Below are 22,560 nucleotides of genomic sequence, written 5' to 3' on the forward strand. Positions count from 1 at the left end.
GGATAACGGCATGCTTTCGAGAAGGACATTCATGTGGCTCGCGGGTACATTTCTCGCGACCAGGCCGGCGCTTGGGCAGGTGCCGGGCGGCGATTTGCCCCGAGATCAGTTGCTGATCCTGGAAAATCCAGAAGGCACAATTAAGAATGCCGGCTGGTTCAACATTTGGGCCATCAATGCAGGTGGCCAGACTACCGGCCTGCACCAGAACGCGATGGATACATTCTGGTATATTGACCCAGATCACGGGATCAACGGCGTCTGGGACAATTCTCTGGCAGCCGAAAAGCCGATCTATAATAAAAACTTCACGGAAATGACCGTGAAGTTGAGGTCGGGTATCTTCTGGAGCGACGGGGTGGAATTCACGGCTGACGACGTGGTGTTCACGATCGAGACGCACATGAAGACCAGTGGACTGCGTTGGAGCGCTCCGGTTCAGGTCAATGTGGCCGCGATCGAGAAAAAGAGCCCGACTGAGGTACTCTTCAAGCTCAAGAAACCCAACTCACGCTTCCACGCTCTGTTTACCGTCCGCTGGAACGCGATGTGGATGATGCCGAAACACGTCTTCGAGAAAGTTGGCGACGTGCTGAAATTCGACTTCAATCCGCCAGTGTCGCTGGGCGCATATACGCTCCACAATTTCGACCGTGGTGGCAAATGGTTCATCTGGAAGAAGCGGGACGATTGGCAACGGACGACAGTCGCGCGCTATGGCGAGCCCGGTCCTGGCTATCTCGCGTACATCGATCCGGGACCACCTGAAAAGCGCGTCATCGAGCAGCTCAATCACCGGCTCGACGTCATTCACGATCTTTCGCCCGAAGGCATGTTTACGCTCGCGAAGGATTCTCCGTCTTCGGTGAGTTGGTTCAAGGGTTTCCCTTATGCCCACCCGGACCCGACGCTTCCTTCTGTCATCTTCAATCATCGGCTGGAGAAGTTCCAGAACAAGGATGTCCGCTGGGCACTCGCGTTGCTGATCGATATCAAGGCCGTCAGCATGGCTTCCTATCGTGGCGCGGCGACATTCTCGGCCATCGGCGTGCCGCCTACGGGACTATATCCGAAATATTACTTCGAACCAATGGAGCAATGGCTTACTGGCTTCGAGCTCGATACCGGCAAACGGAAGATCAAACCTTACGACCCGACGGTGGGCAAGCAGATCGCCGATATGCTTCGGCCTTCGCTCAAGGATCAGATACCATCGGACCCCGCGGATATTGCGACCGCCTTCGGCAGAGGCTGGTGGAAGCCCGACCCGGAAGCGGCAACCGAGCTCCTCCAGAGGGCAGGCTTCACCAAACAGGGTGAGCGCTGGTTCCAGCCGAATGGCGAGCCGTTCACCGTGAAGGTTATGGTCGAAGGCGACCTTCGACCCGTCATGACGCGTGCAGGCTCGATCATTGCACAGCAATGGCGGCGTTTCGGCATCGATGCGAATATCGACGTCGCTCAGGGAACGATGCTCGACCGTCGTGGTGTCGGCGACTTCGATACGTTCATCGGCTGGAGCGTCGAAACCTGGGGCGGTCACCCAGACCTCTCCTTCTTCCTTGACAGCTGGCATTCGCAGTTCGTGGTCGATGTCGGCGAGGTGCAGCCGCCGAGAAACTGGCAGCGCTGGGCCGAACCTCGGCTGGACAAGATCATCGAAGAGATCCGCACGATCGATTTCGACGATCCGCGCGGCGTCGAACTCGGCCTCGAGTATCTGAAGCTGGCGGCGGCTGAGATGCCGATCATTCCGCTGATGGCATACAACGTGTTCGCAACGATGGACACAACCTATTGGACCGGCTTCCCGAGCCTTGCCACGAAGCCCTATACCAACCCGGTCTCCAACTGGGGCAACACAAAATACATGATGGTCAATCTGAAGCCGGCCAAACCGGCGAAGTGACCGGTGCCCGTCCGGCGTTCCCAGCGCCGGGCGGAACCTCTTTCCAAGACATGAGGCATCAATGCGATCCTACGTCATCTACGTGGGCAAGCGCGTTTTGCAATTCGCGCTTGTCGTTTTCGTCGGTATCAGCATCACGTTTCTGATCACCCATCTGACGCCGATCGATCCGGTCGAGCATGCCGTCGCACAAGTCAGTACATTTGGCTTTTCCAGCCCTGAATCGATCGAGCTTCTCCGGCAGTCGTTGCGGGAGCTTTACGGAGTGGGTGACAATCTATGGGAGGAGTATCTCGTCTTCTGGCAACGACTTGCCAAGCTCGACTTCGGCCCATCGTTGTCGGCATTCCCCACACCCGTGAGTGAATTGATCGGAAGAGCCATCCCCTGGACGATAGGACTCCTTACGGTATCAACCATTTTGAGTTGGTTCATCGGCAATATCATCGGCGGACTGGCCGGCTATTACAGCCGAAATCGGGTCCTCCGGATAATTGGCATGATCATGATGGGCCTGCATCCGGTCCCATATTACATCGTCGCCTTCGTCCTGTTGATCGCCTTTACCTTCGTGCTGCCGATCTTGCCAAGCAGCGGCGGCTACGAGATGAACATGAGGCCCGGATGGACGCTTCAGTTCATCGGCAGTGTTCTGCTTCATTCCATTCTGCCTTCGTTTTCCCTTATCCTTGTCGGTGTCGGAAGCTGGTTCATGGGCATGCGCGCGTTGGTCTCAAACATCGTGACCGACGACTATGTTACCTACGCGTCTCTTGCCGGCGTGCCCGAGAGACGGCTGGTGACCTCCTATGTGATGCGCAACGCCTTCCTGCCGCAGATCACCGGCCTTGCGATGTCGATTGGTGCGATCTTCAATGGCGCAGTCATCACCGAACAGGTCTTCGGATATCCAGGGATTGGCCGCCTTCTGGTCGAGGCGGTTCATGCGGCCGATTACTCGCTCGTCCTCGGTATCACGTCGATCGCCATCATCGCGGTGTCGGCCGCCGTCTTCATCATCGACATTATCTACCCATTGATCGATCCACGCGTACAGGTGACCCAATGATTGCCGTCTTTAGGGACCTGTTCCGCTACAACGGCGAATTCGCCATCGGCTTCATGATCATGGTGATCATCCTCGGCATCGCCGCCGCGTCGTTCTTCTCGCCCTATGAGCCGATCGATTCCTATCTGGTCGCAATGGACGCCCCACCGTCAGCCGAATATGTGTTCGGCACCAATTCGCGCGGCCAGGACATCTTCTGGCAGCTGACGTTCGCGATCCGCAACACGCTCGCCTTCGGCTTCATCGTCGCGCTGATCAGTCGCATTCTCTCTTTGGCGATCGGGCTGGTCTCAGGCTATGTCGGGGGAGCCGTCGATCGCGTCCTGATGTCGATTAACGACACCTTCATCGTCATCCCACTGTTCCCCCTTCTGGTACTCCTCTACTTCGTCCTGCGGGACGACATGACCTGGTTCGTACTTGCACTTGTAATGGCAGGGCTTGGTTGGGCTTATGACGCCCGATTGATCCGATCAGTCATGATCAGCCTGAGGACCAGGGAGTTCACCAACACCAGCGTTTTTTCCGGCATGTCCATGCCGAGGATCGTCACCCAGGAGCACCTGCCTTACGTGCTGCCGATTGTCTTTTCGACCTTCATGAACAACATGAACTGGTCGATCGGGCTGGAAGTCACGCTTGCGGTGCTGGGTTTTACCGATGTCGATACGCCGACAATCGGCGGCATGATCTTCTGGGCCAACCAGCACAGCGCAATGGTGTCAGGCATCTGGTGGTGGTATTTCTTCCCCACCCTGTTCGTGACGCTGACGTTCATCGGCCTCTTCCTCCTATCCATTTCCATGAATGAGTACATCGATCCGCGAAGCCGGCTCGACCGGATGGGGAATTCGTGATGACCCAGATCCCCGCCTCATCCGTCCGGGATAGTTCGCACGTGTTAGAAACGCATGATCTGCGTGCCTATTATCGTATGAAATATTTCGGTATCGACCGCGAAGTGCGGGCGGTCGATGGCATCTCGATGCACGTGCGCAAGAACGAGATCTACGGCATCGCCGGCGAATCCAGCTGCGGCAAAACAACTTTCATAAAGGCGATCGCCGCAGCGATCAGGCCGCCCTTGGAAATCGTCGCAGGGCATGTGAAATACAGCTTCATCAAGGACGGTCTGTATGAACTGCCTGCGGCAGAACGCACCGCCATTCGCTGGCGCCACCTATCCTATATTCTCCAGGGCTCCATGAACGTTCTCAATCCCGTTCGGCGGATCCATAAGACGTTTGAAGATTTTGCGTTCCGGCACATGCATTTGGGGCGCGCCGAATTCGATCTCGAGGTTAAGCGTCATCTCGAGCGGCTGCGCCTTCCTGCCGAAATCCTTCGTGCCTACCCGCACGAATTGTCGGGCGGCATGCGGCAGCGTGTCTGTATCGCGCTCGCCACCCTCTGCAAGCCTGAATTCATCATTGCCGATGAGCCCACAACCGCTCTTGATGTCGTTGTCCAGAAAGACGTCCTCGCCATGATCCGCGAGACGCAAAGTCAATTCGGATCATCGATGATCTTCGTGACCCACGACCTGACGGTTCACGCCAACGTCACGGACCGGCTGGGTATCATGTATGCCGGAAGGCTTGTTGAGGAAGGTCGAACGGCGGATGTGTTTTCCAACCCGATGCATCCCTATACCGCTCATCTGATTGCGAGCCTCCCAAAGATCGGCGACGCGCAACCACGTAGCGCACTAAGTGGATCTCCACCCAACCTGGCCGATCCACCCAAGGGATGCCGCTTCCATCCCCGCTGCCCTCTCGCCATGGAGATTTGTCGGCATGAAAACCCGGCGCTGACGACGCTTGCCGAGGATCATCGGGTGGCATGCTTCGCAGCGAGCACAAAAGTGCAGCCGAGCGACCACGAAAAGCCCGTCGAGGCGGGAACGTTGGGGGCGGTTTGATGAACACGCCTCTTTTGCACCTCCATAGCGTGTCGAAACTTTATAAACGCGGTGGTCTTCTCGGCCGTGAAGAATTTCGGGCTGTCGATAACGTCTCGTTCCATCTCGATGATAAAGAACCGCAGGTCTTCACGATCATCGGCGAATCCGGAAGCGGCAAGACCACGTTGGCCAGAATGATCCTCAACATGGTCCGGCCGACCGCCGGGACGATTTTTTTCAAAGGGCAGGATCTGGCATCGATCCACGGCGGAGGTGCGCGGCGAAGATTCATGAAGGAAGTACAGCCGATCTTCCAGAACCCTTTCGAGGCATTCAATCCCCTGAAGCGCGTCGATCGTTATCTGTTCATGACCGCGAAGAACTTCACAGGCGCAAGCTCATCCGCACAGCATGAAGCGGCGGCCGATGCAGCCTTGAACAAGGTTGGCCTTTCGCTCGGCGAGGTTCGCGGCAGGTTTCCTCACGAGCTGTCCGGAGGACAGTTGCAGCGGGTTGCGATTGCCCGCGCGCTCATCCCCGGCCCTTCGATGATCGTCGCCGACGAGCCTGTCTCGATGGTCGACGCCTCATTGAGAATGTCCATAGTCAATCTGTTTCGGACGCTTCGCGACGACCTGAAGGTGTCGATCATCTATATTACGCACGACCTTGCGACGGCCTATTACGTCAGCGACAGGATCATCATCATGCGCAAGGGCGAGGTTGTCGAAAGTGGTCCGGCACGCACCGTTCTGGAAAACCCGCAGCATTCCTATTCCCAGCTCCTGAAGTCCGCCGTTCTGTCCCCCGATCCGCATGGTCACGGCGTGTTGATCGGCGACAGCGCCGCTTCGCAGCAAGCGCGGGCATCGCCGCACCCGCATGTCAGCAGTTCAGAGCCGCAAGTGCGCTAGCGGCTGAAATATCCTTTTTTCTTTCATCGGAGCGAGATTTAAGATGATCAAGGCCCAAGTCCGGTTCGACCGGGACTTCATTATTGGTGAAACCGACAAGCGTCTTTTCGGTGCATTCATCGAGCACCTCGGCCGTTGCGTATATGGCGGGATTTTCGAGCCCGGCCATCCGACGGCCGACGGCAAGGGGTTCCGGCGAGATGTTCTGGAGCTCGTACGGGAGCTCAATCCGACCATCATGCGCTACCCTGGCGGCAACTTCGTCTCCGGCTACAATTGGGAAGATGGCGTGGGGCCGATCGAGCAGCGCCCCCGTCGGCTCGATCTTGCATGGAAGTCGGTCGATACGAACCACTTCGGGACCAACGAGTTCATGGACTGGTGCCGGGCTGCGGATATCGAACCGATGTTGGCAGTCAACCTCGGCACGCGTGGTCCTGACGAAGCGCGTCACCTGCTCGAATACTGCAACCATCCATCGGGCACCCATCTTTCCGACCTTCGCCGCAAGCATGGCTGGGAGACGCCGCACGACATCAAATTCTGGTGCCTGGGCAATGAGATGGATGGAGGTTGGCAGATGGGGGCAAAAACGGCCGAAGAATACGGTCGCATTGCCACTGAGACAGCCAAGATGATGCGGATGACGGACCCGACAATTGAACTGGCGGCATGCGGATCCTCCGGCCGAAAGATGGCGACCTATGGCGAGTGGGAAAGGATCGTGCTTGAGCACACTTTCGACCATGTCGAGTTCATATCTCTGCATACGTATCTCAACAATTATGCCGATGACACGCCTTCCTTCCTGGCAAGTCCTGACTTGATGGACAGCTTTATCGATGAGGTGGTTGCGATCGCAGATGCGGTGGCCGCGCGGCGCCGCTCGCGCAAACGCATTATGCTCAGCTTCGACGAGTGGAACGTCTGGTACCGCACAAGGCGCGGTGAGCATAACCGCGTCAAGGAGGGCTGGCCGGTCGCCCCGCCCATTCTGGAGGAGGAGTATAACATGCAGGACGCGCTTGCCTTCGGCGGCGCCTGCATTTCGCTTCTCAATCACGCCGATCGGGTCAAGGCGGGCTGCCTTGCCCAGCTGGTCAACGCGATCGCCCCGATCATGACCGAGACCGGTGGCCCGGCCTGGCGCCAGACGATCTTCTGGCCATTCTCGGATTTCAGCAACCTCGGCAGAGGTCGGGTGTTGAGAACCAACGTTGACACGCCGACGTATTCAACGCGTTATTATGATCCAACCCACACGGAAGATCTTTATGACAAGATCGATCAGGTGCCTTATCTCAAATTTTCAGCCGTGCATTCGGAGGCGGACAAAACCGTTACGCTGTTCATCTTGAACCGGCATCTCTCCGACGACATGCAAATCGACATTGCTGCGACAGGTTTCGGCAACCTGGGGCTGCAGCGCGCCCATACGCTTCACCACGAGGAGCTTAAGGCCAGCAACACGAAAAACAATCCGGACAAGATCGCCCCCCGCACATTGCAGGGCGTGGAGGCGCTGAGTTCTCGGACCACCGTGACTGTCCCGCCGGCTTCATGGAGCGTCGTCCGGTTTAACGCTGCTGCATAAGCTCCGGCTTCAGGCAATATAAAGACGCATCACGATGTCCTGGTCATAATTGCCGAAGCCGCGGCCAAAGATGTTGATGCCTCCCGGATGGGGGGCATTTTCCTCAATCCCGATCTTCATTCGAATGGAATGATGGTCGGCCATGCCGACATCGTCGATAGTGACATTCGAGATGGAAACTCCATCAACAAATGATCCCTGTTTGGTAATCCGGAAGGTTTTCAGCTTGCCGTATTGCGAACCTTCGAGCTTCCACCACTTGGGAGTATAGACGCCGCGCTTGTCACCGTAGTCTCCAGGAGATGTCCACGTCCCTACCTTGTGATCATTGACCCACAACGTGATATCGGACGGCCAATTGACATTCGTCCCTGGAACTTCAGACGACAGCTCCATGGAAAACTCCACCGCCTCGATGGTCGAGTTGAGAAGCCTGGCGTTATTCGGGAACTTGTATTCCACATTCCCGCGCCCGAACCAAATGAGCGCCGCCTGGACCCGACCGGGATCCAGGAAAAAGTCCGGCACGTCAAGCAATCCGATAACACCCTCGGGTGAGCAGAGGCCGCACGGCGCCGACACCTCACAACTCGTGAAGAGGCCCAGCGGCATCACAACCTCGATCTGGTTACTGTTCTGGCTTTTCTCGGGGGTATCGAAACGAACTATGATCTCGTCATATCGGGCGCTGCATACTTTCTGATTCCCCTTGGTCGCCTTCACCGAATGAGCATCAATCAGCCCCGCCTCTTCCAGCGTCAATATATTTACGGCCACAGTCGATTGAGGCAGCGACAGTGCGGCACTGATCTCGTTGACATTCATTTTGCCGCGATCGTGCAGGAGCTGCAGAATGTTGATCCGGATAGGAGACGCAAGGCCTTTAAGTACCGAACCGCCTGTATTTGCGGATATGGTGAGAAAATTGGGTTTCATGTTCAAAACTGCTGTTGTCGGTCCTTTGTATCAGGATTTTTGATTTGGTAAGAGCGAAATTTTCCAGGCAATAGGCGAGAGCGCGGCAGGTGCGGCAATGAACAGGCTCCCTGTTAATCAACAAGGCTTCGCAATTTCTGGAAATACCCAAATCCACGATCAGCAGACACCTTTATATGACGGCTGTCGTGAATCCTGACCATGGAGCTTGATAACTGGCAATAAGCATTATTTCAGCAATTTCTTCTACAGGTGTGAAGAGCGCACGAATGGGAGATTTGGCTGGTGACTCGTACAACGATTTTAATGATGGCATTCCTGTCGTCCTGCACGGTTATGCCCGACCATTCCCAGGCTGTGACGTCGATGACGTCGTCGGCGACCGGTTCTGCAAAGAGGGATATGACGGTCACTGCGGCAATCAACAAAACCACGGTTGAGCGCTCGAGGTTCCAGTCTTCGCAGTCGGTACTGGCCTATGGCGGACCCAGTCCTTGGATTTGCACCCCAAGCGGATTTGGTATGAAATCACAGTGCACATCGAAAGCTTCCCTCGACTACTGATCAAGGCGACGGTTGAGATCGGAAGTCCGGAAGCAGACGAGAGAGCCGGATGCCTCGTTCCGTCCGACATGTCGTGCGCCTTTCACCGCCTCTCGGCATTCGGCGAGCTGATCCGTCGGATCGAGCTGGGAGCAGGCACTCCGACCCGGCATCTGACCGGCGGCTCAAAGGAACTTGGTTTCCACGGAGAGTGTACTGAGGCTGGCGGCCATATCCGACAAGGCCGAGAATTTCCGCGGTATTGCCAAGGTTCTACGACAGCATTGGTAATTGGACGCACGCGAGCGCCGAGAATTGCATCTCGAAACCTCCCCCGAGACAAGAAGTAACTGAGAAAATTATTATTTCGCTGGCGGAGTGGCATTGAATGCAACACGTTTTGCGATATTTATTCAGAAATAACTAAATTAGAAAATGCAATTGAGCCGCATCGAAGCCAAGCGAATGTAAATGGATTAGCAGGATTGTTTTCCGAGAGGACCTTATGGAAGGGGAGGAAAGGATGCCGGACCGGGATGCGACACAGTCTGCTTCTGTCGAGACCGATCTCCTTGCCGACACCGACGACGTGGTCTCTCTTTATGACGAGAGCTTTCATCTTACGGAATATTCGGCGAGGTGCCGACAGAAATATGGCCTCGCGTCTCTGGTCGATACGACCTTGTGGCACATGTATCCGGAGCTGTTGGCTCCTTTAACGAAATCTGCGGTCGAACTCGTACTTTCGAATGGATTCCCGCGAAAGATCGAGGTTGCAAACGCGAAGACAGCAGATCAGCGCACACTCATCGTTTTCCGCAGCCCTCACGGCTTGGGTGTTGTCGAAACGAATGGTGACTCAAGCCTGCGCGGGACCTATAGCCAGGCTGAGAACGACCGAGCGCTTCTCTTTTACCAAGCTACCCATGATGTTTTAACAGGGCTGCCAAATCGGCGGCAGTTCAGCGATCAACTGCGAGACGTTCTGACCGCATCGAAGAGGGTAAAGTTCGCCCTCATGCAGATCGACCTCGACGATTTTAAACCGGTCAACGACACACTGGGCCACAGTGCAGGCGACATGGTTCTGAAGATGGCTGCCGAACGGATAAGAAGCGTGCTCGGAGAGCAGGAATTCGCTTATCGATTGGCCGGCGACGAGTTTGCAATCATTCAGCGGAGAAACGCTCAACCTGGGGAAGCGGAACGTCTGGCAGAAGCCCTCGTCCATGCATTCAGGGAGCCATTCATGGTCGAGGGCCTTAACGTCTTTGTCGGTGCAAGCGTTGGAGTTGCGGTTGCCCCAGCAGATGGAGACGAATTCGAGCAGCTCATGAAAGCGGCAGACATTGCACTCTACGCTGCGAAGGAGGATGGCCGGCGCAGGGCTAGGAGGTTTAATCGCTCCATGCTCATGGTTCTGGAACAACGAGAGACGTTGCGTCGCAGTTTGCGAACTGCGCTCAAAGAGGGGCAATTCTTCATTGAATATCAGCCGCTTGTGCAGCCGCCTTTCTCAATCGTAGGCTTCGAAGCGCTATTACGATGGCGTCATCCCGTCATGGGCATCATTCCACCCGGTCTCTTTATTCCGATGGCTGAGACGGATGGTTTGATGAGCGATATCGGCCAATGGGCTCTTGAACAATCCTGTCGCGAGGCAATGAAGTGGCCACCCCACTTCACGGTTGCCGTCAATCTCTCTCCGGCGGAATTCCTGCACGCAGGGCTTACCGATCGCATTGCTCAAACCTTGGATCTTGTCGGAATTCGCGCCGACCGGCTCGAGCTCGAAATCACCGAATCTGTGCTTCTAGAGCGAACGATCAACAATCTTGATACGCTCAACACATTGAAAATGCTGGGAGTGCAGATATCGCTTGACGATTTTGGAACCTACTATTCGTCGCTCAGCTATCTGAAAAATTTTCCCTTCGACACGATCAAGATCGACCAGTATTTCATCAAGGATCTCGAGGTGGATAACAAAAGTCAGACGATCGTCCGGTCCATTATCGCACTCGCCCACGGGCTCGGCATGAGCGTCACTGCCGAAGGTGTAGAAACGATGGAACAAGCCGCTTGGCTCAAGAAGAAAGCGTGTGATCGGCTGCAGGGATATTTTCTGAGTAAGCCAATGCCCGCCGAAAGGATAGGCGCGTTCCTCAGGAAGTTTACGCCGCCTGTCCCCTTCGGGACTTTCCAGATTCCTAAACCAATGCGACCTTTGGATCCTCAGCGAATGTGACAGCCAATTTTTGAACTTCCTCGAAGCGGGTATGGAAGGAGGGACCGGCATGCTTACAGCCAGCAAGAAGCCAGCGGAAATGGCCTTCTCGCCTCTGCTCCAGTTCGAGATGGACATGCGAACCTTTCTTTCCGAATGGCAGCATTGCGATCAACTCTCGACCTTCATCGCGCGAATGATCAGCCACAACCGCACGGATCCCATTCGGCATTCGAATTTCTTCTCGTTTGCTCTCAATGAACTGCTGGAGGTATCATTCCGGGGCGGTTCTCCCGAAGGCAGAATAGATTGCATCGTTTATCGACGCGACTTGATGGAGCGTGTGAAGCTCAGCTTCACGTGCCCTTCAGGGCAGCAGGAATTCTACCGTGAGGCGGTTGCGAGAACCCATCAGGAAGATGCGTTCTCGCGCTATCTCGGTGCCATTTCAACGGATCAGACGCCAAACAGGGAAGTCATCCTTCTTGATCTGGCGATCAACTTCGACGCCGACGTGCATCTGGAGGAACGTGCTCCGGCATCCATAACGTTCGTCGTCGACCTGCCACTTGAAAGGGCCATAAATTGAGTACGACTGTTTTCTCAGCGCCCTTCAATGCGGAGTTCGACGCCAATAGCCAGGAGTTCTCGCTGGCCGGCGTGATCCGGCCGCGCTCGGTCGATGAGATCGCCGCAAGCATTTCCGTGCTCAAAGGGGCTATCGATGACGTGCGCGGGGTTCTCTACATCAATGTGAAACGTCTCGTCCAGATGAACAACACAGCATTCCAGGCCTTTGCACGTGTCGTTCTGGACGCTTGTCGGGCGAGGTCCGATCTTCGCTTCGTGGTAGTGACTTCAAGCGTCGTCGGCTGGACCGAACGCATGTTCAAGCACCTGAACAGGATCGAGCCGCGGGTAACAGTGGAGGTCTACGATTCAAAATTCTATCCCGGCCAGGCCTTCGTCGAGGATACGAGTTTCATTCCGATATTGCGCACGCAGACCAAGATGACCTGGCGCCACGAGCGAACGATCCTTCCCCGTCACGGCATGCGGCCGGGAATCGTGATGGCCGATATCTGCTGCGGCATCGGCGATTTCGCCATGCTTGTCAAAAGGGAGTTCCAGCCGACCCGCATCGTGGCGCTCGACCATTCGAAGGCGAGCCTCGCCTATGCACGCGATATGGCAGCCAGCTTCGGCATTGCCGATATCGAATATACCTATGGCGACGCGTCCGAAATGTTGCTCGAGGACAATCAGTTCGACTTCGTGACCTGCCGCCATTCGCTTCAGATATTCAACCGGCCAACCGTGCTTTTGAAGGAGCTTTACCGGATCTGCAAACCGGGCGGGCGGGTATATATAACCAACGAAAAGAATTCGCACTGCCTGGGAGAACCCCGATCGAAGAGTATTCAATGGACATATAACGAGGTTGCGAAGCTGTTCAGCCACTTTGACATGGATGTGGAGCTTGGGCCCAAGAGCCGCCGATATCTCGTTGACGCCGGCTTTGACGATATCCTCATGGAATCCTTCATGGTCACCAACCTCGACGGAGACCCGCACGACTTCGCCGATGTCATCGCGGCCTGGGAAAACGTCTACGCCGGAGAAATGGCCATGAAACGTGGCGATCCTCCCGAGTTCATGGAACGCTTCCGCCAGGGCTTCAGCGACCACATCTTTGCAGCCCTTCATCCCAAGGGCTATGCCGGCTGGCCAATCTGGGCGGCATCCGGACGCAAACCGCCATGAGCACCCCCAGTCAGCAGATCGCACGTTTTGGCTTGCGCTCGTTCCGCGCGAAGTTCGTTCTCGTTGTCGGAAGCGCCGTGCTTTTCGATCTGCTCGTGACCGGAGGCCTGGCGCTTTGGAACGTGCAAAGGCTCTCCCGCGATGCAACCACCGAGGTCGGCCAGGGGCTGGAACAGGCCAATCAGGGATACATCCGCTCCTATGCGGAAACGACAGCCGAACACGTCAATCTGCTCCTGAACCAGGTTCATTCCGACGTGAACACATTGGCAGGCGTCCTTCAATCGCAGATCGATCGCCCCTTGAGGGAAACCCAGATCGGGGAGGCAATGGCCCGCGGCGCTCCGGGAACCGTCGACGTCGTTTACGATGCGAAAGGAGGATGGGCCCAGAACCTGCCCGGCCCGTTATCCGTCGTCAGCGTCTGGGGATATCTCTTAGGCCCCGATCACGTTCCGTTGCCCGAAGTTAAGAGGGACATCGAAAACAGTGCCGTCCTTGATCTGGTCGCACCGAGCCTCCTGGAAAACGGTCTTTCGAAGCTGCAGATGTATTACATCGGCCCGAAGGAACGCCCGATCTTCAGGACAGCACCTTACACGGAGCAGGCCCAGACGTTCGACAGGCTCTATCCGGGCCATAACAGCGCGGAATTCTGGACTTTCTTCTTTCCCGGGCTCTACGAGTCCTGGGAGCAATGGGCCACGGATCCGGGGCAGCGTCCGGTCAGCGACGTCATCACCCAAACGGCGCCTTATACGGATGCGATCACCGGCAAGCTCATCGTCAGTTTCTTTCAGCCGCTCTGGTCCCCTGACCGCACGAGAGTTGCAGGCGCTGCCGGAACGGACATCACTCTCGACCAGTTGGCGGAAATCGTCGAGAACGTCAAAGTCGCCGACAATGGCTTCGGCTTCCTCACCATGTCGGACGGCAATGTCGTCGCCATCAATCCCATCGGCGAGAAAATCATCGGTCTGCAGGCATCAAGCGATACGGGCGGCGAAGGCGTGACGGGCCTGAACCGCTCTCTGAGAAGAAGCCTGCAGCCCGAAATCGCGCAATTGCCGCTGGGAGAGGACGGACTGCTGCGGCACATTCTCCTTGATGAAAACGGCGAGAAGGTCCCCTACCTGGTCGTCCTGAAACAGCTGCAGCCGACGAACCTCTGGGTTTCCGGCCCTGTCCGGCGTGAGGCCATGCTGCTCGGCATCGTCGTGCCGGAGCGCGAGATCTACGCCTCGTTGTTTGCCGCCCAGGCAGGAATTTCACAAGCGACGAACCGGATCCTGATCTACCAGATTCTCGCCCTCCTCGTATCCCTGTGCTTCGTCATCGGAGCCGTTTTCGCCATATCGAAGCGTATAACCAGAGGCATCAGCGCGCTCGCCGATGCCGCCAAGCGCATACAGGCCAAGGATTATTCAGTCAGGCTCGATATCCCGACACACGACGAGGTCGGCGAGGCGGGCCTAGCCTTCAATCGCATGGCGGAACAGATCAGCTTCCATACGGAAAATCTCGAGCAGCTCGTCGAGGACAGAACCAAGGAGATCGAAGAGGCAAACCTGCAAATCTCCGCCTTGAATCATAAGTTGCGCAGCGAAAATTTGCGCCTCGGCGCAGAACTCGCCGTCGCACGCCGCATCCAGATGATGGTCCTCCCCAAGGCCCGTGAGCTGGAGGAAATTACCGATCTGGAAATCGCAGCCTATATGCGGCCAGCCGACGAGGTCGGAGGCGATTACTACGATGTCCTGAGGGACGGAAAGCGCCTGAAAATCGGCATCGGCGACGTGACCGGACATGGCCTCGAAAGCGGCGTCCTGATGCTGATGGTCCAATCGACTGCACGAGCCTTGCAGGAAGCGGGCGACATGGATCCGTCGCAATTTCTGAACAGTGTGAACCGAGCCATCTACAAGAACCTCGTCAGGACCAGCACCAACAAACACCTGTCGCTCGCCTTCTTGGATTATGACGGAAAGCGCCTGACCCTTTCGGGCCAGCATGAGGAACTGATCGTTGTCCGCAAGTTGGGAAAGGTGGAGCGGATCGATACGCTGGATCTCGGCCTGCCGATCGGGCTGGAACCGGATATTTCGCCATTCGTGGTAACGCGTGAAGTCTCCTTTGATCGCGACGACATGATTATTCTCCACACCGACGGCGTGACCGAGGCCGAGAATCGCGCCGGTGAGCTTTTCGGCATCGAGCGACTTTGCGAAAGCGCCGGTCGGCGATACGGCCAGAGCGCCGAGGATGTCAAAGTCGGCATCATCGACGACCTGATGACCCATATCGGAACTCAGAAGATTCATGACGACATCACACTCGTTGTTATGAGACACAGGTGAGCGAATGACGACCTTGTACGGATTGGAAGATCTGGCGATCGGAACAGGCGAAAATATTACCAGGCTTTGCCTCTTCGAGGGGCCTCTCGATCTCGGCTGGAAGCACTGCGCGATCACGTCGGATTTCGTCGCCGAGTTCGTTGCACTGCGCTACCGTGCATCCCGCAACCTCTATAAGGAGGTCCGGCACAACATCGGTTATCTGACGAACGAACTCATTGAGAACGCGGTAAAATTCCGGGCTGCCGGCGAAATCGTCGTGGAAGCCTCGGTCGACGACAATGTCTTCCGGGCAAAAGTCTCCAATCTCGTCGATGAGGAACCTGCCTTGCAGTTCCAGCATTTGCTGTCGGAAATCACCGCAGGAGATCCGGGCGAGCTTCTCATAAGGCGGATCGAGGCGAATGCGATCGGCACGAACACAAGCAGCTCAGGCCTCGGGCTTCTAACGCTGATGAGCGATTATGGCGCCCACTTTGCGTGGGTTTTTGGATCTGAAGAGCCAGACGGCAAAATTCCGCTGGAAACCTATGCGTCTATCGCAGTTCCGAATGTCTCGAATTGATTGGGCTGTTCAATATGGAAATCAAGCAAGAAGAATATCGCGTCTGGTCGGAGGGTACGGAGATCTATTTCGACGGGTCCATGCGCCTGCCCAGCACGGAAGCCTATGCGCCGATTTTTTCCCTCGTCATGAGTATTCTGGAAACCGAGCCGGATCACATTACCGTGGACCTTACCGGGTTGCAGTTTCTCAATTCATCCGGAATCAACCTGCTCGCGAAGCTCACGATTGAGATACGCAATAAGCCGAATGTTCACTTAACGGTACGCGGAAGCTCCGAATATCATTGGCAATCAAAGTCTCTTCCAAACTTGAAGAAGTTGCATCCGGCGATCGATCTCAGACTTGGTTGACGAAAGCCCTGGCAATAACCCCGGATCAACCTCCAAGGGTTAGCCAGTCGCCGATCGTCGTCCCGTAACGTTGCGTGGCACGAGCGACCGGACCGGTCGGGTGCTCGCTTGCCGCAGTCTTCCGGATCTCACGCGGGCTGAGCCCGAACTCGTGGCTGAAAGCGCGGGTAAAGTTGGCGGCGACGTCGAAACCTGCCGCCTCCGCGATCTGCGAAATCGGCCTGTTATCTGACGGGTTGCTAAGATCGGCATATGCCTGCAGCAATCGACGTTTGCGAATGTAGTTGAGGACGCCCCCGTTCGCTTCGAACAACTGGTAGAGCCGTGTACGGGAGATACCCAACGCGCGGCACATGACGTCAGGCGTCAAATTATCTGAATGAAGGTTGAGGTGAATGTAGCGATGCGCCCGCTCCATCGGGCCCATCGTCTGATCCTGATTGTTATTCAATTTTGTGGACGATGCAGCGCAGGCAACGACCATATCGCCGATCGTTCGTATGATCCGCGGCACCTCCGCTGCCGTCAAATTGCTCAGGTTCGCTTCCAGGCCGTTGATATAGCTGATGAGCAATTCAGCCAGACTGCCGGAGAGGACCACGTTGTTGGCGTTCTGAAGAAGACTCGCATCGCCAGCCAACAGTTCATAGGGCAAAAAGACAAGCACAGCGATCGAATCGGTTATTCGTCCGCGGTACGGACTGCCGAGAGACCTGAAAAATATCTCCCCCGGGCCGGTCTCCGTCACATGACGACTGACCTCAGTCCAGGCCCGACCGCTGCGAAACATACCGACGTTCCAATGGTCGATCGGGCTCGACCGCAGCATCGCTTGATCTCGGACATAGCTGTATGCCTGCGCGCGCTGCTGGACGATGAGTATGTCGTCGAGACGCCAACCAATCTGTTCGGCGAAAAAACTGTCGTCCGGTGATCTTTCGTCCGGCAGATGAACATCCACGAGCGGCGCCATATGTGACCGCCACGCCTTGAATTGTTCTTTCGGCGGCAGGTCTTGTGTCGAAAATCGCAATGGCACCAAAGCAGGTGGGACATCCAAACGATCTTCTTTCTCCGGGGACGGTTCGCGCGGCCAGCGCCGCCGCTCCATGTGGGTTGGCCATTCCTGTCCCTCGGCGGGTTTATCTCCAGACCCGGACCTCGTAGCCATCCAATTTCTCCAGCGCATAAGCCGATCCTGGCCGTTGAAATTGAGAGCAGACGCTCGTTTTCACGGCTGAACCTCCGCACACTCCGCCCGGAACAACGGAAGTGACTGAAACGTCACGTGCATAAGCTTTCTATCATATTCCCTCTTAAGCAGAAATGTACGGAACGACAATTTTTAGGATGCAGGGATAACGACAATTGCGCCTTGAGGCTGTATCCAATTAAGTAATGGTTAATTCCGAATACAAGCCGGGACAGCCAAGCATTCAATTGCCAGAGCGATGCAATTTTGCAGCACTCTCAATGTGAAACTAAACATATCTAAAACAAAAATTAGAACATGGGAGGATAGTCGTGAACTATCTCGGTACCATTCGTGCGCGTTCTGCCCGAACTTCGGCCAACGGCAGGAATTCTTCATCACATAGCCATCAATCGCGAAAGAGAATTCTTGTCGCCGGCGGCGCAGGCTTCCTTGGATCACATCTATGCGAGGCACTCCTGGCCGCGGGCCATCAGGTGATCTGCCTCGACAATTTTTCCACGGGTTTGAGGCGCAATATAGCTCGTCTGAACCACTTCGATGCCTTCGACGTCATCGCCCACGACATCGTGTTGCCCATCGAGCTGGAAGTTGACGAGATCTACAATCTCGCGTGCCCGGCATCTCCCCCGCACTATCAATCCGACCCGGTCCACACCACGAAGACCTGCGTGATAGGGTCACTCAACCTGCTGGAGCTGGCCGCGCGCACCGGTGCACGCATCCTTCAGGCTTCCACCTCGGAGGTCTACGGAGACCCCAATGTCCACCCGCAAGTCGAAAGTTACTGGGGCAACGTCAATCCTTTTGGCCCGCGCTCCTGTTATGATGAAGGTAAGCGTTGCGCAGAGACTTTGTTCTTCGACTTTCACAAAAAGCACGACGTCGAAATCAAGGTCGTCCGCATCTTCAATACATACGGTCCTCGAATGCGCCCGGACGACGGCCGCGTAGTTTCGAATTTCGTCGTCCAGGCACTGACGGGACAGGACATCACGATATACGGCGATGGTTCACAGACCCGTTCGTTCTGCTTTGTCGATGATCTGATCGATGGCCTCATTCGCATGATGGCGTCCTCGGCGTCGCTGACGGGACCGATCAATCTCGGCAATCCCGGGGAATTCACGATTGGAGAACTGGCTGAACAGGTGATTGAACTGACCAGATCCCGGTCGAAAATCATCCATCGCCCACTGCCCGCCGACGATCCTCGCCAGCGCCGCCCCGATATTTCGCTCGCCACGCAGGAACTCGGCTGGCGTCCGAATGTGGATTTGGCGAGCGGCCTCGTGCAGACGATCGGCCATTTCGATCGCCTTCTCACCCGCGCGACCCCCGAATTGGCGGAGGCGATCTGATGGGTGCGCCCCGGGTCCTTGTCACAGGCGGTGCCGGCTTTATCGGCAGTCACACTGCCAAGTTGCTTCGATTGGAAGGGATCGAGCCGATCGTCTACGACAATCTCACGACCGGGAACCGATCGTCTGTCCGCTGGGGGCCTTTCATCGAGGGCGACATCCTCGATTCCGACGGTCTGATCGAGGTCATCGAAAAATATGCCCCCGACGCCGTCATTCATTTCGCGGCATCGGCTTATGTCGGCGAGTCGGTGCAAAATCCCGCAAAATATTACAACAACAATGTCTGCGGTGCATTGTCGCTTGCCGATGCCTGCCGGCAGACCGGGCTTCAGAACATCATATTTTCATCGAGTTGCGCCGTCTATGGGATCCCTCCCACACTGCCGATTGATGAGGCGACACCAAAGGCTCCGATCAATCCCTACGGCAAGACCAAGCTGATCGGTGAGAATGTGCTCGCCGACTACGCGGTTGCTTTCGGCCTGCGTTACGTCGCGCTGCGCTACTTCAACGCCTGCGGAGCCGATCCGGAAGGCGAGCTTGGTGAATGGCATTTTCCAGAAACCCACCTCATTCCGCGGGCAATGCAGGCCGCAGCCGGCCAGATCCCGCACCTGGAGATCTTCGGTGACGACTACGACACGCCGGATGGTACCTGCATAAGGGATTATATTCACGTCGCCGATCTCGCACGCGCCCACGTCCTGGCTTTTGATCATCTCGTCAGAGGCGGGCCAAACCTTGCTCTCAACCTTGGCACCGGACGTGGTTTTTCCATCAAAGAAGTCTTGCTCATGATCGAGGAAACGACCGGGCGCGAGGTTCCGATCGTGATCCGTCCGCGCCGGCCCGGCGATCCGCCCAGCCTTTACGCGGACCCCGGCTTAGCGCGTGAGACGCTGGGCTTCCGGCCTCAACACTCCGACCTGAAGACCATCGTGCGAACGGCCGCTCCGTTCTTTGGATTGGAGGTGCGCTCGTGAACGAACCTTCAATCGTCAGAACGACGGATGCCTCGGAGCGATCCCAAGAGCCGCTGCTCGTGCCGGTTCTGACTGGGTATCGCCGAGCGGAATATCTTTCCGGAGCGGGCGTATGGGCCGTTGCTTTCATTTATTTTTGGGCCTGGTGGCTGGAGCCACGCCATCACATAGACGCGTTCGGCTCCATTATCGTGAGCCTCGTGCTGGCCTGGATCACCGTTCTGCCGGCCTATTTCATCATCGTCTTCTACCGGGCAGCAAAACCAAACGGCCCTTTGCGTCTACCGGCCGGCAGTCGCGTAGCCATGGTCGTGACCAAGGCACCGTCGGAGCCCTTCTCCGTCGTCAGGGAGACATTGCAGGCGATGCTTGCCCAGGATGTACCGCATGATACCTGGATTGCCGACGAGGACCCTTCCGCCGAAACCCTCGACTGGTGCAGCAGGCACGGCGTCTTCGTTTCGACCCGCAAAGGACGATCCGACTACCACAGGACCTCCTGGCCCAGGCGCACGCGTTGCAAGGAAGGCAATCTCGCCTTCTTCTACGACCAGTACGGGTACGACCGCTATGACTTCGTGGCACAGCTTGATGCGGATCATGTTCCTGAGCCCGGCTATCTTTTCCAGATGCTGCGCCCCTTCGCCGATCCGAAAGTCGGCTATGTCTCGGCGCCCAGCATCTGCGACAAGAACGCGTCCGAAAGCTGGTCGGCACGCGGAAGACTCCACGCCGAAGCCAGCATGCACGGCTCGCTGCAAGCCGGCTACAATGGGGGGCTGGCGCCGCTGTGCATAGGATCGCATTATGCGGTTCGCACGGCGGCGCTCAGGGGGATCGGCGGTCTCGGCCCGGAACTGGCGGAAGACCACTCGACGACACTGATGATGAATGCTGCCGGCTGGCGGGGCGTACACGCTCTCGACGCGATCGCCCATGGCGACGGACCCGGCACCTTCAGCGACCTTGTGACACAGGAATTCCAGTGGTCGCGGAGCCTCGTCATGCTGCTGTTGAGGTACTCACCCCGCCTTGTCGGCCGGTTGCCGCTCAGGCTCAAGTTCCAGTTCCTGTTCTCCCAGCTCTGGTACCCGCTTTTCGCATTCTTCATGCTGCTCATGTTTGCGATGCCGATCATCGCCCTGGCGCGCGGCGAAAACTTCGTGACCGTGACCTATCCGGATTTTCTGGCGCATTTCGCGCCGCTCTCGGTCATTCTCGTGCTGATGGCCTACCGCTGGCGGGCCAGCGGTTCGTTCCGGCCCTACGACGCGAAGATCCTGAGCTGGGAATGCATGCTCTTTCTTTTTGCGCGCTGGCCCTGGGCAGTCGCCGGTACCTTGGCTGCGATCTATGACTGGTTCACCGGATCGTTCGTCGATTTCCGGGTCACCCCGAAAGGTCGATCGGAAGTCGATCCGCTGCCGCTGCGCGTTCTGGGGCCTTACGTCTTCCTCGCAATCGCAGCTGTGCTGCCCGCCCTGTCCATCAATGGTGCCGGAACGCCCAAGGGGTTCTATCTCTTCACCATTTTGAACGCGGCAATCTACACGCTGCTGCTTGTGGTCATAGTCGTCCGGCATGCGCGGGAAAACACGATCGCAGCAGCCCCCCGTTTCTACCGTCCGGCAATGGTGACGGCACTCCTGGCGCTTATCGCACTGCCGGGGGTCGCGACGACCATACACGGGAAAGACGGGGCCGAGGCGCTCGCCTGGGGAAGTGGGCGCCTGCAGATCTTCGAAGAGCGTTACGCGGTTGCCGGCGCCGGCAAGGGCGGAGCCGCATTACGCAGGACCATACTGAAGCCACGATGGATTTCCGTTCCGGCGGGAATCGAAATGAGAACAGAGGCCGCTCATCCGGATTGGTGGCGTCTAAGCCTGAAGGAGGTTGACAATGCATAGCCTGTCAAAAGTAGTAGCCTTGTCGCTAACCAGCCTGTTGCTGTCCGGAGCCGTGCTCACGGCAACCGCCCCGCGCGGGATTCCCAAAGCGCCGTCACTTGCGATGACCGCGCCATCAACCACGCCGTCGATCAAGAGGCCGATCGTAACCCCTGAATCGATAATCCTCGGCGCCTATGATCCGCATGGCGATTTCGCCGAAGCACCCAGTTCGAAGATCGAACATCTCTTTCTGCCATGGGAAGACGTCGACCTCTCCACGCTGGCCTTTGCCGATGACTATGCGCAAGCTCGCGGCCGCACCTTACTGATCTCCGTCGAACCCTGGTCGTGGTCGCCCGACTGGCGCCAGACGTCGCAAGAACTGCTGCACAGCATCTTAAACGGTTCGCGCGACGGCAACATGGCCGCCGTTTGCTCGGCCGCCGCTACACTGAAAAGTCCGGTCATCATAAGGTGGGGGCAGGAAATGGACGAGACGGACAATCAGTTCTCCTGGTCGCACTGGCGTGGTGCGGATTATGTGGAAGCTTTTCGCCGGGTGGTTCGTGTCTGCAAGGCTCATCTGAAGACGGCCAAATACATGTGGTCGCCCAAGGGCAACGAAGGACTCGAAGCCTTTTATCCTGGCGACGATGTCGTTGATCTCGTCGGCCTCTCGGTATTTGGCCTGCAGCAGTACGACAGGGATAAAACCGGCCGTGACCAGACGTTTTCCGAGCGCCTCTCGCCCGGATATGCTCGTGTCGCGCGCTATGGCAAGCCGGTCATGGTTGCCGAACTCGGCTACGAGGGCGACGACTCGTATGTGCGAAACTGGGCCGAAAGCGTGACGAAGCGATATGCCGAGTTCCCTGCGCTCAGCGCCGTCATCTACTTCAACGATCGTGAAGTCTACCCGTGGCCAGACGGCTATGGCCGGCCTGACTGGCGGATTGCCCGCCAGACCATCAATTGAA

Annotated in this window: 18 protein-coding genes; 16 read left to right on the forward strand and 2 right to left on the reverse strand. The window is 56.9% G+C overall.

Features of this window, described 5'->3' with window-relative positions:
• The first annotated feature begins 10 nt into the window (after positions 1-10).
• From JL39_RS18155 to JL39_RS18180, 6 genes are all read left to right on the forward strand, one after another.
• Positions 11-1,909, forward strand: a complete 1,899-nt coding sequence (locus JL39_RS18155) for an ABC transporter substrate-binding protein (RefSeq protein WP_037153430.1) — start codon at positions 11-13, stop codon at positions 1,907-1,909.
• A 61-nt stretch (positions 1,910-1,970) separates the two neighbouring features.
• Positions 1,971-2,978 carry an ABC transporter permease gene (locus tag JL39_RS18160; RefSeq protein ID WP_037153435.1) on the forward strand — a complete coding sequence of 336 codons (1,008 nt, stop codon included), beginning with the start codon at positions 1,971-1,973 and terminating at the stop codon, positions 2,976-2,978.
• Complete coding sequence (locus JL39_RS18165) at positions 2,975-3,835, forward strand: ABC transporter permease (protein ID WP_037153437.1); 861 nt, start codon at positions 2,975-2,977, stop codon at positions 3,833-3,835. The genes JL39_RS18160 and JL39_RS18165 overlap by 4 nt, the downstream gene beginning before the upstream one ends.
• Positions 3,835-4,899 carry an ABC transporter ATP-binding protein gene (locus JL39_RS18170; protein ID WP_052182957.1) on the forward strand — a complete coding sequence of 355 codons (1,065 nt, stop codon included), beginning with the start codon at positions 3,835-3,837 and terminating at the stop codon, positions 4,897-4,899. Before JL39_RS18165 ends, JL39_RS18170 begins: the two co-directional genes overlap by 1 nt.
• Positions 4,896-5,795, forward strand: a complete 900-nt coding sequence (locus JL39_RS18175; protein ID WP_081952887.1) for an ATP-binding cassette domain-containing protein — start codon at positions 4,896-4,898, stop codon at positions 5,793-5,795. The genes JL39_RS18170 and JL39_RS18175 overlap by 4 nt, the downstream gene beginning before the upstream one ends.
• 43 nt (positions 5,796-5,838) lie before the next feature.
• Positions 5,839-7,389 carry an alpha-N-arabinofuranosidase gene (locus tag JL39_RS18180; RefSeq protein ID WP_037153438.1) on the forward strand — a complete coding sequence of 517 codons (1,551 nt, stop codon included), beginning with the start codon at positions 5,839-5,841 and terminating at the stop codon, positions 7,387-7,389.
• Between the two features lie 9 nt (positions 7,390-7,398).
• On the opposite strand, the gene JL39_RS18185 is transcribed toward JL39_RS18180, so the two are convergent.
• Positions 7,399-8,325, reverse strand: coding sequence for a helix-turn-helix domain-containing protein (locus tag JL39_RS18185; RefSeq protein WP_037153442.1), 927 nt, complete (start codon positions 8,323-8,325; stop codon positions 7,399-7,401).
• 1,066 nt (positions 8,326-9,391) lie between these two features.
• Here JL39_RS18185 and JL39_RS18190 point away from each other — a divergent pair.
• From JL39_RS18190 to JL39_RS18215, 6 genes are read left to right on the forward strand one after another with little or no spacing between them, the layout of a single operon-like run.
• A complete protein-coding gene (locus JL39_RS18190) occupies positions 9,392-11,116 on the forward strand; it encodes a bifunctional diguanylate cyclase/phosphodiesterase (protein ID WP_052182978.1) in 1,725 nt (574 codons plus the stop codon).
• Between the two features lie 49 nt (positions 11,117-11,165).
• The gene (locus JL39_RS18195; RefSeq protein ID WP_037153444.1) at positions 11,166-11,684 is read left to right on the forward strand and encodes a hypothetical protein; all 519 of its coding nucleotides are present in this window, start codon (positions 11,166-11,168) and stop codon (positions 11,682-11,684) included.
• Positions 11,681-12,859 carry a class I SAM-dependent methyltransferase gene (locus JL39_RS18200; protein ID WP_037153446.1) on the forward strand — a complete coding sequence of 393 codons (1,179 nt, stop codon included), beginning with the start codon at positions 11,681-11,683 and terminating at the stop codon, positions 12,857-12,859. Before JL39_RS18195 ends, JL39_RS18200 begins: the two co-directional genes overlap by 4 nt.
• Entirely contained in the window at positions 12,856-15,216 is a 2,361-nt protein-coding gene (locus JL39_RS18205) for a SpoIIE family protein phosphatase (RefSeq protein ID WP_037153448.1), read from the forward strand. Before JL39_RS18200 ends, JL39_RS18205 begins: the two co-directional genes overlap by 4 nt.
• A 4-nt stretch (positions 15,217-15,220) precedes the next feature.
• Complete coding sequence (locus tag JL39_RS18210) at positions 15,221-15,781, forward strand: ATP-binding protein (RefSeq protein ID WP_037153449.1); 561 nt, start codon at positions 15,221-15,223, stop codon at positions 15,779-15,781.
• Between the two features lie 14 nt (positions 15,782-15,795).
• Complete coding sequence (locus JL39_RS18215; protein ID WP_037153852.1) at positions 15,796-16,134, forward strand: hypothetical protein; 339 nt, start codon at positions 15,796-15,798, stop codon at positions 16,132-16,134.
• Between the two features lie 25 nt (positions 16,135-16,159).
• Here the strand turns inward: JL39_RS18215 and JL39_RS18220 are convergent, their stop codons facing one another.
• Positions 16,160-17,305: an AraC family transcriptional regulator gene (locus JL39_RS18220; RefSeq protein ID WP_037153451.1), complete on the reverse strand. Its 1,146-nt coding sequence runs from the start codon at positions 17,303-17,305 to the stop codon at positions 16,160-16,162.
• Positions 17,306-17,658: 353 nt separating this feature from the next.
• Between JL39_RS18220 and JL39_RS18225 the strand changes: the two genes are divergently transcribed.
• From JL39_RS18225 to JL39_RS18240, 4 genes are read left to right on the forward strand one after another with little or no spacing between them, the layout of a single operon-like run.
• Entirely contained in the window at positions 17,659-18,708 is a 1,050-nt protein-coding gene (locus JL39_RS18225) for a UDP-glucuronic acid decarboxylase family protein (RefSeq protein ID WP_037153454.1), read from the forward strand.
• The gene (gene galE / locus JL39_RS18230) at positions 18,708-19,694 is read left to right on the forward strand and encodes a UDP-glucose 4-epimerase GalE (RefSeq protein ID WP_037153459.1); all 987 of its coding nucleotides are present in this window, start codon (positions 18,708-18,710) and stop codon (positions 19,692-19,694) included. Before JL39_RS18225 ends, galE begins: the two co-directional genes overlap by 1 nt.
• Positions 19,691-21,601 (forward strand): glycosyltransferase family 2 protein, encoded by a 1,911-nt coding sequence (locus JL39_RS18235; protein WP_037153462.1) that lies wholly within the window; start codon positions 19,691-19,693, stop codon positions 21,599-21,601. Before galE ends, JL39_RS18235 begins: the two co-directional genes overlap by 4 nt.
• Entirely contained in the window at positions 21,594-22,559 is a 966-nt protein-coding gene (locus JL39_RS18240; RefSeq protein WP_037153465.1) for a glycoside hydrolase family 26 protein, read from the forward strand. Before JL39_RS18235 ends, JL39_RS18240 begins: the two co-directional genes overlap by 8 nt.
• Position 22,560: the final 1 nt, after the last annotated feature.

Source organism: Rhizobium sp. YS-1r (assembly GCF_000757525.1).
Taxonomy (GTDB): Bacteria; Pseudomonadota; Alphaproteobacteria; order Rhizobiales; family Rhizobiaceae; genus Neorhizobium; species Neorhizobium petrolearium.

Excerpts from the sequence above, each read along its gene's own strand:
- JL39_RS18165 (WP_037153437.1), top strand. The coding sequence starts at position 2,975 with ATGATTGCCGTCTTTAGGGACCTGTTCCGCTACAACGGCGAATTCGCC.
- JL39_RS18220 (WP_037153451.1), bottom strand. The coding sequence starts at position 17,305 with ATGGCTACGAGGTCCGGGTCTGGAGATAAACCCGCCGAGGGACAGGAA.
- JL39_RS18205 (WP_037153448.1), top strand. The coding sequence starts at position 12,856 with ATGAGCACCCCCAGTCAGCAGATCGCACGTTTTGGCTTGCGCTCGTTC.
- JL39_RS18170 (WP_052182957.1), top strand. The coding sequence starts at position 3,835 with ATGACCCAGATCCCCGCCTCATCCGTCCGGGATAGTTCGCACGTGTTA.
- JL39_RS18160 (WP_037153435.1), top strand. The coding sequence starts at position 1,971 with ATGCGATCCTACGTCATCTACGTGGGCAAGCGCGTTTTGCAATTCGCG.
- JL39_RS18210 (WP_037153449.1), top strand. The coding sequence starts at position 15,221 with ATGACGACCTTGTACGGATTGGAAGATCTGGCGATCGGAACAGGCGAA.
- JL39_RS18240 (WP_037153465.1), top strand. The coding sequence starts at position 21,594 with ATGCATAGCCTGTCAAAAGTAGTAGCCTTGTCGCTAACCAGCCTGTTG.
- JL39_RS18215 (WP_037153852.1), top strand. The coding sequence starts at position 15,796 with ATGGAAATCAAGCAAGAAGAATATCGCGTCTGGTCGGAGGGTACGGAG.
- JL39_RS18185 (WP_037153442.1), bottom strand. The coding sequence starts at position 8,325 with ATGAAACCCAATTTTCTCACCATATCCGCAAATACAGGCGGTTCGGTA.
- JL39_RS18190 (WP_052182978.1), top strand. The coding sequence starts at position 9,392 with ATGCCGGACCGGGATGCGACACAGTCTGCTTCTGTCGAGACCGATCTC.
- JL39_RS18195 (WP_037153444.1), top strand. The coding sequence starts at position 11,166 with ATGCTTACAGCCAGCAAGAAGCCAGCGGAAATGGCCTTCTCGCCTCTG.
- JL39_RS18180 (WP_037153438.1), top strand. The coding sequence starts at position 5,839 with ATGATCAAGGCCCAAGTCCGGTTCGACCGGGACTTCATTATTGGTGAA.
- galE (WP_037153459.1), top strand. The coding sequence starts at position 18,708 with ATGGGTGCGCCCCGGGTCCTTGTCACAGGCGGTGCCGGCTTTATCGGC.
- JL39_RS18155 (WP_037153430.1), top strand. The coding sequence starts at position 11 with ATGCTTTCGAGAAGGACATTCATGTGGCTCGCGGGTACATTTCTCGCG.